Genomic DNA, 13,099 nt, shown 5'->3' with positions numbered 1-13,099 from the left:
CGTCGGGACCGCCCGCTTGTGCAATGCCCGCCTGTGCAATGGCGGCGCGAAGGCCGGACGGGTCATGCTGTACGGAAGGCATCGTGCCTATTTTTTGATCGCCTGTCCACAATCGCCCTCGTGACATGCACCGCCATCTTGATGCCCGCCTACATCCAGCTTTACGCTGCCGTGAACGGAGATTGCCATGTTCAAATTTCTCACGCCGAAGTCGATCAAGCCGCCCTTCGCCCGCTACAGCCATGGCGTCGAGCTGCCGCCCGGCAAGCGGCTGGTGCTGTGTTCGGGCCAGGTCGCGATCACAGCGGACGACCAGATCCCCGAGGAGGCCGGCGCACAGGCCGAGCTCTGTTTCCAGAACATAGCGGCGATTCTCGGCGAGGCCGGGCTCGGCCTGTCCGACATCGTCCGCATCAACGCCTACGTCACCGACCGCGCCTTCCTGCGGCCCTATATGGAGGTTCGCGACCGGCTGTTCGCCAGTCCGGCGCCGGCCTCGACGCTGATGATCGTGTCCGGCTTTGCCCGGCCGGAGTTTAAGGTCGAGATCGAGGTCATCGCGGCGGGTTGAGGAGCGCTGGCCAGCGGCTGGAATCGACAGGCCGATGATCTCAAGTTACACGACAAAGGTTGGTGCCGCCCCTCATCAAGCGCGCATCCAGTCTCTTCGAGGTAAAAAATGGCCGGAACAAAAAAACGCGTATGGTGGGGTGACTACCGGACCACCGAATACGCGACCGTCGATCCTGAGGCGACCATTGCCGTTCTGCCGCTGGCGGCGATCGAGCAGCACGGGCCCCATCTGCCGGTTTCGACCGACACCTCGATCATGAACGGCATGCTGGAAACGGTGATCGCGCGCCTGCCCGGCGATCTCGACATCCGCATCCTGCCGGTTCAGGCGGTGGGCAAGTCGAACGAGCATTTGCATGCGCCCGGCACCCTCACTCTGCCGGCGACGACCCTGGTCGAGGCGTGGACCGAACTTGGCCTGTCGGTCGCACGCGCCGGCGTCCGAAAACTGATTGTCGTCAACTCGCATGGCGGCAATGAGGAGATCATGGGCATCGTCACCCGCGAATTGCGCGTGCGGGCAAAGATGCTGGCGGTAAAGACCAGCTGGCAACGGTTTGGCCGGCCGGCCGGCATGTACACCGACCTCGAAGACCGCCACGGCATTCATGGCGGCGACGTCGAGACCTCGCTGATGCTGCACTTCCGGCCCGACCTCGTCGACATGGCCAAGGCCGATAATTTCGTGTCCAAGGTCGCCCGCGCCGAAAAGGAATTTTCGCTGCTGCGCCACACCGGAACACACGCCTTCGCCTGGATCGCCAGCGACCTCAACCCGAATGGCGTGGTCGGCGACGCCAGCATTGCAACCGCCGAAAAAGGCCGGCTCACCGCCGAGCATCAAGCCGACGGCTTCATCAGCTTGCTGAAGGACGTGCGCAAGGCAAAGCTGGCGGATTGGCTGGCGTAACTAGCCCTCGATCCTCAGCGCAAACGGCGTGCCCTCAAACGCTTCGGCGCCGCGCCCGATCGCCTCGATGGCGCGGCTCATGCGGCCGTCGCGCTCGAGCAGTGCGTCGGCAATTGCGATCAGCCGCGGATTGGGTGTCGCCGTGGGCGACAGCGCGCGCAGCGTCTTGGCCAGTTCGGCTTCATCGCGCTTCGGCGCCAGCGCTGCCGCGATAATGTAGGCCGAGGCGGTCGACCGGCTGATGCCGGCATAGCAATGCACCACCAGCGGCCGCGAGCGATCCCATTGGCGGGCGAAATCGAGCAGGTTCAAGACATGCTCCTCGCCCGGCATGGTCATGCCCTCCTGCGCTACCGCAATGTCGTGCATGACCAGGTGCAGATGGTTTTCCCTGGTGATCGAGGCCGGCCGCATCACCTCCGTGCCGGCAGCGAGCAGCGAAAGCAGCCGCCCGGCCCCGGTCTTCGTCACCGTTTCCTCGACTTTGGACAGCGAGCAGACATGGATCATTGGATCGTTTCTCCCTTGGCATCATCGTCGCGCCGCGAGGCCCAGCCGGCAAGCGCTGATTCGAGCCGCCGCCATTCTTCGTCGGCTCCCGGTAGGCCGGCGCGCAACACATCCGGCCGGTCGGCGAAATGCCGAAGCAGGATGCCGCGCTGGCCGAGCACCGAAAACAGGCGGGCGGCGTTCGCCAGCCTGATATAGCGGAACAGCGCGGTGCCAGCGGCGACAGGCACGCCGAACCGGCCGAACAGCGCATCGAGCCGTGCGGCATCCTCGGCCAATCGGCGCCGCATCCCGGCCTGCCAGCCGGTATCGGCAAGCGCCCTTATGCCATATTCGAGCGCCGGCCCGGAAATCGCCCATGGCCCGAATTGCGCCTGCAGCCGCTCGACCGTCAGCGCGTCGGTCAATGCAAAGCCAAGCCGCAGGCCGGCCAGGCCGAAGAACTTGCCGAACGAGCGCAGCACGACGATGCCGCCCTGGTCGACGTCGCCAGCGAGACTTTCGCTGCGTGGGCCGACATCCATGAAGGCCTCGTCGACGACCAGCAGCCCGCCTCTGGCGCGCAATTTTGCGGCAAGTCGAAGCAATCTTTCGCGCTCGACGACGCGCCCGTCCGGGTTGTTGGGATTGACGACGACGGCAAGGTCGGCCGCCGCCAAGGCTTCGAAATCATCGACTTCAGCCGCCGCATGGCCGGCGATCGCCGCTGCCCGCCGATGCTCGGCATAAGTCGGCCCGAGCACCAGCGCCCTGCCCGGGCTGACCAGCGAAGCGACGCGCGGCAACAGGATCTGCGTGCCGGGCGCCGCTGCGACATTCGCCGCCGATGGAGCGCCATAGGCGCTTGCCGCGACTTCGGCCAATTCGCGGGCACGCGCTGCTTCCGGCAATCGCGACAGGGCGGTGGCGGGCAAATCGAAAAGCGGGTAGGAGTGCGGATTGATCCCGGTCGAGAGGTCGACGAAAGGCAGCGGCGCGTGAGGGAAAAGCGCCCTCGCCCGGCCAAGGCTTCCGCCGTGGTCCACTGCCGCCGTCACTCCATCAAGAGACTTCATGTCGATCCTGATCACTTTCCTGTCGCTGGCCATCGAACTTGTACTCGGCTACCCGGCCCAGCTCTTCGATGCCATTGGCCATCCCGTCACCTGGTTCGGCAGGCTGATATCCTTTCTCGACGGCAGGCTCAACCGCGCCACTGATTCCGACGCCCACCGTCGCCGCTGGGGCGTGCTCGCGCTGCTGGTCATCGTGCTGGTGCCGGCCGCCCTCGCCTTCTGGATCGAAGCCATGCTTTGGAGCATTCCCCTCGGCTTGTTGGTCATCGCAATCCTGGCGACGTCGCTGCTGTCGCAGAAGAGCCTGGCCGAGCATGTCGAAGCGGTGGCCGACGCCCTCGACAGCGGCGGACTGGATATGGGCCGCATTGCCGTCTCGCGGATCGTCGGCCGCGACCCGGAAAAGCTCGACAGGGCCGCTGTCTGCCGCGCCGCGATCGAAAGCCTGGCCGAGAACTTCTCCGACGGCGTCGTCGCGCCGGCGTTCTGGATCGGCGTTGGCGGGCTCGCCGGCGGCGTCGCCTACAAGGCCGCCAACACCGCCGATTCGATGATCGGCCACCGCACCCCGCGCCACGAGGCCTTCGGCTGGGCGGCGGCGCGCTTCGACGATTGGATCAACCTGCCGGCATCACGGCTGACGGCGCTGCTGATCGTGCTTGCCGCTTTCCTGGTCAAGGGCGCCGATGCCAAAGCCGCCTGGCATGCTGTGCGGCGCGATGCGAAAAAACACCGCTCGCCCAATGCCGGCTGGCCGGAAGCAGCGATGGCCGGTGCGCTCGGCCTGGCGCTCGCCGGCCCCCGTTCCTATGACGGCGTCATGGTCGAAGACGCGTTGATGGGCGAAGGCGGCCGCCGCGACGATATCGAGAGCACCGACATCCGACGGGCGCTGAAACTTTACCGGGTCGCCGACTTACTGCTGATCGCGCTGTTCGGGGTGGTCGCAGTGGTTGTTGTCTTGGCGTGACCTGCGCCCGAGATCGAGCGGAAACAAAAAACCCGCCAAGCGGCGGGTCGTTGGAGCCAGTTAGCACCATAGCGAGATTAGTACCATAGCTGCCGGCACAAAGCAAGAACAAAATTGCTGTGCCCAAAGAATAATCGCCCCAGCTTTGCGCTTCTCATTCCCTGCCTTTGACGTTCGAGGTTGGCGAAATCCGAAGCGCCATCCAATCTCCCCCCTCGCGGGGGAGATGTCCGGCAGGACAGAGGGGGGCGCGAAGGATCGCCAGCCTCTTGACCGTTCACCTGCTAATGACGGTCTGACGACGTAGTTGTCTCCGACTGACAGGCCGAGGGACAGTGCCCCCCTTTGCCCTGCCGGGCATCTCCCCCACAAGGGGGGAGATCGGCAGCTTCGCCGGCGCCGCCTGCTCCGAAACGCCCTTCCCCGATCGCCAAACCCCTCAGAACTCTATCCCTTGCTGCGCCTTCACGCCGGCGGAGAAGTGGTGCTTGGTCACTCCCATCTCGGTGACCAGATCGGCTGCCTCGACCAATACCGGCTTGGCATTGCGGCCGGTGACGACGACATGCAGGCCCTCGCGACGCGCCTTCAGCGCTGCGACCACCTTTTCGAGGTCGAGATAATCGTAGCGCAACGCGATGTTGAGTTCGTCGAGCACCACGAGGCTGATCGACGGCTCGGCCATCAGCTCGAGCGCCTTGGCCCAGGCGGCCTCAGCGGCCGCGATGTCGCGCTTCAGGTCCTGCGTTTCCCAGGTAAAGCCCTCGCCCATGGCGTGCCAGACGACGCGGTCGCCGAAGCAGGCAAAAGCATCCTTCTCGCCGGTGTGCCATTTGCCTTTGATGAACTGGACGACGCCGACGCGCTTGCCGTAGCCGAGCATTCTGAGCGCCAGCCCGAAGGCGGCCGTGGTCTTGCCCTTGCCCGGACCGGTGTTGACGATCAACAGCCCTTTCTCGACCGTCTTGGCTGCAACCTCGGCGTCCTGCACCGCCTTGCGCTTGGCCATCTTCGCGCGGTGGCGTTCCTCGTCCTTGGGATCGATGTGGTCGGTATCAGCCATGTCATTTCACCCTGAGCGGCAGCCCCGCCACCATCAAAAGCACGGTGTCAGCGACGGCGGCAACGTCCTGGTTCAACCGGCCGGCCGCGTCGCGAAACCGTCTTGCCAGCGCATTCTCCGGCACGATGCCCTGGCCGACCTCGTTGGACACCACGAACCAGGGTCCACGCGGCCGCGACAGCACATCTGCCAGCCTTCGGCATTCGGCCTCGACATCATGTTCGGCCAGCATATGGTTGGTCAGCCACAGCGTCAGGCAATCGATCAGCACCGGCTGGCCGTCAGGCAGTGCCTCGATCGCGCCGGCAAGGTCGAGCGGCGCCTCGATGGTCGTCCAGCCGGCGCTGCGGCGCGAGCGGTGCAGCGCGATCCGTTCGCGCATCTCCTCGTCATAGGCTTGCGCCGTCGCGATATAGCTCCATGGCGCCGGACAGGCACTCACCAGCCTCTCGGCATGCACGCTCTTGCCGGAGCGCGCACCGCCGATGATCAGGGTCAGCGCCCCGGCAGCGCGGTCAGGCAAAGCTGTCGCGCAGGCTGGTCGCCGTGCCGGTGAAGCGGCCGCGCACCACGCCGACGACCGCGCCGAGCACCAGCCAGAACACCAGATTGGTCAGCGTCACCGCCACCACGAACTGATGATGCAGGCCTTCCGGGATTGTCGTCTCGAAGCTGTCGGGCTGCGGCGCGCCGACAATATGCGGCGCCACCATCAACGCCACCGCAAGGACCGCCAGCGGCAGCGATCTGCGGAAGGCGAGCAGGCCGAGACCGGCGGCGGTCGCCACCACCGTTGCCCACCACCAGATCTGGCGTTGGACAAGGTCGGCCGCCGGCATTGCCGGCAATTCCGGCGGCAGGCCGAGGCCCGGCGCCAGCGTGAACACGGCAAAGCCGGCAAGCCCCCAGAACAGGCCCTGGCGCCAATTGCCGATGCCGCCGGCGAACTCCGAAACCGCAACCAGGACCAACGCGAAGCCGATGCCGGTGACGATATTGGCAACGACGCTGAAGGCAAAACGTTCGAAACCGTCGGCCGGCGCCCAGCCTTCGTCCTCCGCCGGAGCCATTGCTTCAGCCGGTGCCGGCGCGGCGCTGCTTATAGCCATCGTGCCCCCGGCGTTTTCGACCGGTGCCGCAGGTGCCGCGGCATGGTCATGGCCGCCGCCGGCCTGTTCGTAGACTTCCGCCTTCAGGATCAGCGGCACCGTGGCATAGGCCTGCATGCAGGCGAGAACGACGCCGGCCACGAGCCCTGCGATCGCCGCGATGAACACGACGTTGCGAAACAGTGTCATGATGTCAGCCCCTTGTCAGTGGCAGGGAAAGCCCATCGAGTGGCGATAGTCGTGGGCGGCATTGTGGACCGCATCGATGTGCGAGAAGCCGACAAAGCCCATGACGAAAATGCCGAGGAATGCAGCAAGCGCCAGCTGCATGAAACGCGACTGCGAGGAGACGGAAGCGCCGAGCGAGACGGAAGCGGTATTCATGTCTTGTCCTTTCGCCCTCCACCCGAGGGCATAGAAGTCAGTTTCCTGTCGCCGGCAGGTCTCCTGGCTCGCGGATCAGCGCCCTTCCCCACCTTCCCGAAGAAAATCTTCAGTGGCATATGGAGAGGACTACCGCACACAGTTGCGGGGGCAGCCACGGCATTGGGCAAGAATTTCGCCCGCACCGCATTCCCTCTTGGTTCCAAACGGAACCGACGACATCAGCGACTATAGGCAGAATCGCCGCGCCCGGCAAACCAAATTCCGCCGGATCGTGTGGCGAATGCGCCGCCTCGCCAAGCTCGCCGGCCGGCGCCGCAATTGACAATTCTCACAGCCGGGTGTCGGCTGGCGGATGGGGAGGAAGCCGGCATGCAACCCAGCCCGAATGAGCGCGGTCCCTATAACGGCCTGACGCGGGCCGAGCCGACGCTGCCGTCATCGGCCTATTGGGACATCGCAGGCTATCAGCGCGATCTCGAGGCCATCTGGTATCGCAATTGGCTGCTGGTCTGCCGCGAGGCCGACCTTGCCCATCCGCTGGCTTTCAGGACGTTTCGCATAGGCACGCAGGAGGTCGTCGTGCTGCGCGACGAGACCGGCGAATTGCGCGCCTTTCACAACACCTGCCGGCATCGCGGCTCGCAGCTTTGCCAGCAGAGCGAAGGACGGCTGAAGGCGCGGCTCATCACCTGCCCCTACCACGCCTGGTCCTATTCGCTGCGCGGCGATCTGGTGCGCGTGCCGTCGAAATCGCTGCCGGACGGTTTCGACAAGGCCGATCATCCGCTCTACCGCGTCGCGCTTTCGGTGTGGCGCGGTTTCGTTTTAGTCAACCTCGCGCAAGACGCTGCCGGTTCGGCTGAAACATCCTTCGATCCGGCATCCGGCAACCTCGCCAACTGGCCGCTGGAAACGCTGCTGAGCGGCCATGTGCTGCGCAAGGTTATGAACTGCAACTGGAAGATATTTTGGGAGAACTTCAACGAGTGCCTGCACTGCCCTGGCGTCCACAAGGACCTGTCGCGGCTGGTGCCGATCTATGGCCGCGGCCTGATGGGCCGGCACGACGACCCCGAATGGGCGCGCCACGCCGACAATGACGCGCCGGAATTTGCCGGCGGCTTGCGGGCCGGGGCCGAAACCTGGTCGCGCGACGGGCGCGTCCACGGCTCGGTCTTTTCGAGCCTGACGCCGGCCGAGCGTGCTGCCGGGCAGACCTATGCCACCAACTTGCCGTCGATGTTCGTCGTCGGCCATGTCGACTATGTCAGGACCGTGCGGCTGGTGCCGCTTGGGCCGGAGCAGACCGAACTCACCGCCGAATGGCTTTTTTCGCCCGAAGCGCTCGTCGATCCGGCTGCGGATATCGACAACATCGTCGCCTTCGGTACCCAGGTGCTGGAGGAAGACGCTGATATCTGCGAGGTCAACCAGAAGGGCCTGCGCTCGATGCGCCATAAGGCCGGCGTGCTGATGCCCGAGGAATATGATTTGCACCGCTTCCACAACTGGGTGCGCGAGCGGCATGCGGCGCTTGAACATCAAAGCGATTTGGGCAGATAGCGCCAAGTGACGAAGCCGCAGACCGCCGCCAGCAGGCCGAGCGTCGCGAAAACCGCGCCCAGGCCGAAGAACGCCAGCACCACTGAATAGACCAGCGGCGGCGTCAGCTCGGAAAAGTCGAGATAGGTGCGGTAGACCGCCGCCATCTGCGCCCGCTCATACGAGCGCACCGAGCGCATGAACGCGGTCGAGCCCAGCGCATCGAGCGCGATGGTGAAGAAGGCACCGCAAAGCAGCAACGCGCCGGTGACGAGCGGCGCGGCCTCGCCGACGGCGCCGGCCGCCAGCAGCGTCGCCGACATGGCGAAATAGGCAAACGTCATGGTGCGCCGGCCGCCGAAACGCTTTCCCGCCCTGCCCCAGAAGATGGCCATGAACAAAAGCGCATTGCCGGCCGAAACCAAGAGGCCACCGGCGAGCTCGCCCTCGCCGGTGATCACCATGAACAGCGGCCCATAGACAAAGAACGTCGTCCAGAAGCAGGAACGGCCGAAGGCGATCAGCCAGGCCAGCCTCAGCCTTGGCTGCGCGACGAAGCGGCCGATATTGGCCAGCGGATTGACCGGCCGCGTCTTGCCCGGGCGGATCGACGGGTTGTCGCCAAGCCGGCAGGTCCAGAACAGCGCCAGCAGGGCCATGGCGAAGACGGCCACCGCGCTATGCGCGGCATAGATGCCGAAACGCGTGTAGAGGAAAATGCCGAGCGTCGGCCCGGCGGTCCAGGCAAGCATCGACCACGCCATGCGCAGCGACTCGGCCTGCATGAAATCGGTCTTGCGGATGTGGTCCATGATGTAGAGGTTGAGCGTGATCGCCAGCGCGCTGGCGCCGATGACGCGGCAGAGCATGCCGACCGTTTGGCCAGCAAGCGTATGAGTGACGAAGAACAGCGAGCCGACGGCCAGCAGGCAGGCACCGGCGGTATAGACCCAGCGCCGGGCAAAGCGCCGGATCAACATCGGCATGAACAGCGTCGCCGAGAGGCCGAGCATTGCCACGACCGTGTAGAGGATCGAGACGATCTGCTCGTTGTGCAGGATCTCATAGGCCTGGATCGGGATGACGCTGGAGACGGTGGCGCGCGCGAACGATTCGACCGCATAAAGCGAGGCGAAGGTGCGTGCATCCGCCGGCCGCAAGTCCGCAAGCCAGATAGGATGGCGCACATGGGTAGCCATTGCTTTCCCCGAAGCAGAATCGCCTAAAGCAGGGTTTGGAGCACAAATCTGCCGCGGCGATTCCTGGCCGGGTAACAGGAAACCGACGCCTTCACGGCAAAAAGCGAAGCCGGCCAAAGGCTTTCCGGCTCTGGCCTAAAGCGAGTTCTAATGCTGACCCGCGCCAACGCGACGCGAGGACTGCTTCTTTTGACGGTGGCAACCGTGATAGTCGTCTTGCCGGGGCTGAACCAAGACAGCGAGACCGATGAGCATCGCCACGCCGACCACCGCCGTTCAGGATCAACCGAAGGCGAAGCGCATCGCCGCCATCGACATCGCACGCGGCATCGCTTTGCTTGCCATGGCGAGCTATCATTTCACCTGGGATCTCGAATTTTTCGGCTACACCGATCCCGGCCTCACCGCCTTCGGCTGGTGGAAAATCTACGCGCGCTGCATCGCCTCGAGCTTCCTGTTCCTGGTCGGCGTCAGCCTCTATCTCGCCCATGGCAAGAAAATCCGCTGGACAGGCTTCTGGAAGCGCTTCGCCATGGTTGCCGGGGCGGCTCTCGCAATATCGCTGGTCACCCGAATCGCCACGCCCGACGGCTTCATTTTTTTCGGCATATTGCACGAGATCGCGCTCGCCAGCCTGCTCGGCCTGGCGTTCCCGCGGCTGCCGGCGCTGCTGACGCTGCTTGTCGCGGCGTTTGTCATCGCGGCGCCCTTCTACCTCAGATCCGAGGCCTTCGATCATCCGGCTTTGTGGTGGGTCGGTCTATCGGCGACCAATCCGCATTCCAACGACTATGTTCCGCTGCTGCCCTGGTTCGGCGCCGTGCTTGCCGGCATCGCGGTTACCAAACTCGCCGCCACCTCCGGCGTGCTGACCCGGCTGTCGGCCATGACGCCCGGCCGCTGGGCAAACCCGCTGGTCTTCATCGGCCGGCACAGCCTTGCCTTCTATCTGATCCATCAGCCGCTGCTGATCGGCTCGGTCTGGCTGTTTTCGCAATTCATGCCTGCGCAGGTCGAAAGCAGGGAGATGAACTTTCTGAAATCCTGCCAAATATCCTGCGAGCAGGCGCGCGACACCGAGTTCTGCTCCAGCTATTGTGCCTGCATGCTGGATACTCTCCAGGGCGAAGCCTCGCTTGACCGGCTCTACAGCAACGACCAGTCTCCGGAGTGGAAGGCGCATATTGGCGAGCTCGCCAGCACCTGCACCGCCCAAACCGAGGCGGCGGAACCGAGAACGCGCTAATCGAGGGAGGACAGCAATGAGCGACAGTCACCCGAAACCCGTGCAGCAAAATCCTGGGCAGCCGAAGCTGGGGCACATCCCATGGCCGCCGCTGATCTATATCGCCGCCATCATCGTCAGCGTCGCGCTAGGGTTTCTCTATCCACTGCCGTGGATCGGCGATCTTCTCGGCGACATCCTGTTCGCCGCCGGGCTTGTGGGGCTGTTGGCGGTCGCCGCGCTCTGGTTCACGGCAATCCGCACCATGATCCGCGCCAAGACGACGCTCAACCCGAACGGCGTGCCGGACCATCTGGTGACCACCGGACCCTTCGCCGTCAGCCGCAATCCGATCTACCTCGCCAACACATTGCTGCTGGTCAGCCTCGCCTTTGTCTCGGGGATCGCCTGGTTCCTGCCGCTGGCGGTCATCGCGGCGTTCCTGACGCAGAAGCTGACGATCGAGAGCGAGGAGAAGGTGCTGACGGCCAAATTCGGCAAGAAGTACCGGGACTACGCCAAAAGGGTGCGGCGCTGGATTTGAGCCGAGGCTGACACCGCGCTTACGTGGTGACGCCGAGTTCAACCAGCCGCTCGACGCAGGATTCCTCGGCCTGGTCGAGCTCGGCCAGGGTCTCCTCGAGGTCGCGGCGTTTCTGGCGAAGATCCTCGCGCTTTTCCTCGATGCGCTTGATCATCAGCTTGAGTTGCCCAACCTCGCCGGGCGGCTCCCTGTACATCTGGATGATTTCGCGGATCTCGTTGATCGAGAAGCCGAGCCTCTTGCCGCGCATGATCTGCCGGATGAGATGCCGGTCCGACGGACGGAACAGCCGGGTGCGGCCGCGCCTTACCGGCTGCACCAGCCCTTCGTCCTCGTAGAAGCGTAACGTCCGCGTCGACACGTCGAATTCGCGGGTCAGCTCCGTGATCGAATAATATTCCCGCATCGTCACTCCAATGCCCCGGCCACGCCGCGAGTTCCAACTGGCCGGCGCCGCCGGCGCCCAGGCGCGTACCAGAATCGGCGGACAAGGCACCTTTCAAAGCCTCGCATGGCATTTACGTAAAAGTCAATTGAGGTGCCGTTCAGCCTACGCCGAACCACCATGTGGCAAGCCCGAGAAAGGCAAAGAAACCGACGACATCGGTGACCGTAGTGACGAAAACCGCCGAAGCCACAGCCGGGTCGATCTTGAAGCGGTCGAGCAGCAGCGGGATCAGGATGCCCGCCAGAGCCGCGACGAACATGTTGATGATCATCGCCGCCGCGATGATGCCGCCGAGATTGCGATCGTGGAACCAGGCAGCCGCGACGATGCCGATCAGAATGGCGAAGATGATGCCGTTGATGAAGCCCACCCCGATTTCGCGGCGGATGATGCGGCCGGCATTGTAGATGTCGAGGTCCCTCGTCGCCAGCGCCCGCACCGTGACGGTCATGGTCTGCGAGCCGGCATTGCCGCCCATGCCGGCGACGATAGGCATCAGCACCGCCAACGCCACGATATGCTCGATGGTGCGGTCGAACAGGCCGATCACCGAAGCCGCGAGGAAGGCCGTCAAAAGGTTGATCAGCAGCCACGGCACACGCGAGCGCGAAGTCGAAAGGATGCTGTCCGAGAGTTCTTCGTCGCCGACGCCGCCCATGCGCAGCAGATCTTCCTCGGCCTCCTGCTGGATGACGTCGACGACGTCGTCGATGGTCAGCACGCCGACCAGCCGCTCGTTCTCGTCGACGACGGCAGCGGACAGAAGATCGTATTGTTCGAATTCGCGTGCCGCCTCCTCCTGGTCCATGGTGGCCGGGATGGCATGCCTGGTCTCATGCATGACCTCTTCGACCTTGACCGAGCGCTTGGTGCGCAGGATCTGGTCGAGGTCGATGGCGCCGAGCAGCTTGAAGCTCGGATCGATGACGAAGATCTGGCTGAAACGGTCGGGAAGGTTGTTGTCCTCGCGCATGTAGTCGATGGTCTGGCCGATCGTCCAGAATGGCGGCACCGCGACGAACTCCGTCTGCATGCGGCGGCCGGCGGTCTCTTCGGGATAGTCGAGCGAGCGCCGCAGCCTGATCCGCTCGGTGAACGGCAGTTGCGACAGGATCTCGTCCTGGTCCTCCTGGTCGAGGTCCTCGAGGATGTAGACGGCATCGTCGGAATCGAGCTCCTGCACGGCCTGGGCGATCTGCGCATTGGGCAGATTGTCGACGATGTCGCGCCTGATCGCCTCGTCGACCTCGGTCAGCGCGGAAAAATCGAAATCCTTGCCCAGCAATTCGACCAGGGCGCGGCGCTGTTCCGGGTGCAGCGCCTCGAGCAGGTGGCCGAGTTCCGACTGGTGCAGATCGTCGACTTCGCGCTTCAGCGTCAGCGTATCGCGATCGGCGATCGCGGCACCGATCTGGGTGAGAAACGACGACAGGATGACGCCGTCCTCGTCATAGATGTCGGCGCGGCGCTCCTCAGCGGCCCTGGCGCCGGTCATGTGTTCGTCCTGGCCTTCCACCAGCGCCTCCCGCCATCGGATTTCCGGATAAGGTGCCTGTCAGGTCTA

15 protein-coding genes and 1 riboswitch are annotated in these 13,099 nt (G+C 64.5%); of the genes, 6 read left to right on the top strand and 9 right to left on the bottom strand.

What is annotated here, in order from left to right; genetic code table 11:
* Positions 1–187 precede the first annotated feature (187 nt).
* Together NKH29_RS01455 and NKH29_RS01450 are read left to right on the top strand one after the other, a co-directional pair.
* Positions 188–571 (top strand): RidA family protein, encoded by a 384-nt coding sequence (locus NKH29_RS01455; RefSeq protein ID WP_352640494.1) that lies wholly within the window; start codon positions 188–190, stop codon positions 569–571.
* A gap of 108 nt (positions 572–679) precedes the next feature.
* The gene (locus NKH29_RS01450; RefSeq protein ID WP_023719903.1) at positions 680–1,483 is read left to right on the top strand and encodes a creatininase family protein; all 804 of its coding nucleotides are present in this window, start codon (positions 680–682) and stop codon (positions 1,481–1,483) included.
* Here NKH29_RS01450 and NKH29_RS01445 read toward each other — a convergent pair whose 3' ends face one another.
* Both NKH29_RS01445 and cobD read right to left on the bottom strand, forming a co-directional pair.
* Entirely contained in the window at positions 1,484–1,993 is a 510-nt protein-coding gene (locus tag NKH29_RS01445) for a tyrosine phosphatase family protein (protein ID WP_023719902.1), read from the bottom strand.
* Positions 1,990–3,048 (bottom strand): threonine-phosphate decarboxylase CobD, encoded by a 1,059-nt coding sequence (cobD, locus tag NKH29_RS01440; protein ID WP_352844392.1) that lies wholly within the window; start codon positions 3,046–3,048, stop codon positions 1,990–1,992. Before cobD ends, NKH29_RS01445 begins: the two co-directional genes overlap by 4 nt.
* Between cobD and cbiB the strand changes: the two genes are divergently transcribed.
* Positions 3,047–4,018, top strand: coding sequence for an adenosylcobinamide-phosphate synthase CbiB (cbiB, locus tag NKH29_RS01435; protein ID WP_352998859.1), 972 nt, complete (start codon positions 3,047–3,049; stop codon positions 4,016–4,018). The genes cobD and cbiB overlap by 2 nt on opposite strands.
* A gap of 439 nt (positions 4,019–4,457) precedes the next feature.
* On the opposite strand, the gene cobO is transcribed toward cbiB, so the two are convergent.
* The 4 genes from cobO to NKH29_RS01415 are packed head-to-tail and all read right to left on the bottom strand — an operon-like array spanning position 4,458 to position 6,574.
* Entirely contained in the window at positions 4,458–5,081 is a 624-nt protein-coding gene (gene cobO / locus NKH29_RS01430; protein ID WP_352483070.1) for a cob(I)yrinic acid a,c-diamide adenosyltransferase, read from the bottom strand.
* Between the two features lies 1 nt (position 5,082).
* Entirely contained in the window at positions 5,083–5,604 is a 522-nt protein-coding gene (gene cobU, locus NKH29_RS01425) for a bifunctional adenosylcobinamide kinase/adenosylcobinamide-phosphate guanylyltransferase (protein ID WP_352483069.1), read from the bottom strand.
* Positions 5,597–6,379, bottom strand: a complete 783-nt coding sequence (locus NKH29_RS01420) for a CbtA family protein (protein ID WP_023720717.1) — start codon at positions 6,377–6,379, stop codon at positions 5,597–5,599. The genes cobU and NKH29_RS01420 overlap by 8 nt, the downstream gene beginning before the upstream one ends.
* 15 nt (positions 6,380–6,394) lie before the next feature.
* Positions 6,395–6,574, bottom strand: coding sequence for a CbtB domain-containing protein (locus NKH29_RS01415; protein ID WP_023720718.1), 180 nt, complete (start codon positions 6,572–6,574; stop codon positions 6,395–6,397).
* Positions 6,575–6,610: 36 nt separating this feature from the next.
* Positions 6,611–6,806, bottom strand: a riboswitch (cobalamin riboswitch).
* Positions 6,807–6,946: 140 nt separating this feature from the next.
* On the opposite strand from NKH29_RS01415, the gene NKH29_RS01410 reads away from it, so the two are divergent.
* Positions 6,947–8,140, top strand: coding sequence for an aromatic ring-hydroxylating oxygenase subunit alpha (locus tag NKH29_RS01410; RefSeq protein ID WP_352998857.1), 1,194 nt, complete (start codon positions 6,947–6,949; stop codon positions 8,138–8,140).
* Here the strand turns inward: NKH29_RS01410 and NKH29_RS01405 are convergent.
* Entirely contained in the window at positions 8,119–9,318 is a 1,200-nt protein-coding gene (locus NKH29_RS01405) for an MFS transporter (protein WP_352998855.1), read from the bottom strand. The genes NKH29_RS01410 and NKH29_RS01405 overlap by 22 nt on opposite strands.
* Positions 9,319–9,565: 247 nt before the next feature.
* Between NKH29_RS01405 and NKH29_RS01400 the strand changes: the two genes are divergently transcribed.
* Together NKH29_RS01400 and NKH29_RS01395 are read left to right on the top strand one after the other, a co-directional pair.
* Positions 9,566–10,564 carry a heparan-alpha-glucosaminide N-acetyltransferase gene (locus NKH29_RS01400; RefSeq protein WP_352998854.1) on the top strand — a complete coding sequence of 333 codons (999 nt, stop codon included), beginning with the start codon at positions 9,566–9,568 and terminating at the stop codon, positions 10,562–10,564.
* A gap of 16 nt (positions 10,565–10,580) precedes the next feature.
* Positions 10,581–11,087: a methyltransferase family protein gene (locus NKH29_RS01395; RefSeq protein WP_023720723.1), complete on the top strand. Its 507-nt coding sequence runs from the start codon at positions 10,581–10,583 to the stop codon at positions 11,085–11,087.
* 19 nt (positions 11,088–11,106) lie between these two features.
* On the opposite strand, the gene NKH29_RS01390 is transcribed toward NKH29_RS01395, so the two are convergent.
* Both NKH29_RS01390 and mgtE read right to left on the bottom strand, forming a co-directional pair.
* Positions 11,107–11,493 carry a MerR family transcriptional regulator gene (locus tag NKH29_RS01390; RefSeq protein ID WP_023676566.1) on the bottom strand — a complete coding sequence of 129 codons (387 nt, stop codon included), beginning with the start codon at positions 11,491–11,493 and terminating at the stop codon, positions 11,107–11,109.
* Positions 11,494–11,632: 139 nt separating this feature from the next.
* Positions 11,633–13,051, bottom strand: coding sequence for a magnesium transporter (gene mgtE / locus NKH29_RS01385; protein ID WP_352998853.1), 1,419 nt, complete (start codon positions 13,049–13,051; stop codon positions 11,633–11,635).
* Positions 13,052–13,099: the final 48 nt, after the last annotated feature.

This window comes from Mesorhizobium sp. M1295 (genome assembly GCF_040318135.1).
Classification (GTDB): Bacteria; Pseudomonadota; Alphaproteobacteria; order Rhizobiales; family Rhizobiaceae; genus Mesorhizobium.
Note: the sequence above shows the minus strand (reverse complement) of the source record. Positions and strands in the feature narration are given on the sequence as shown.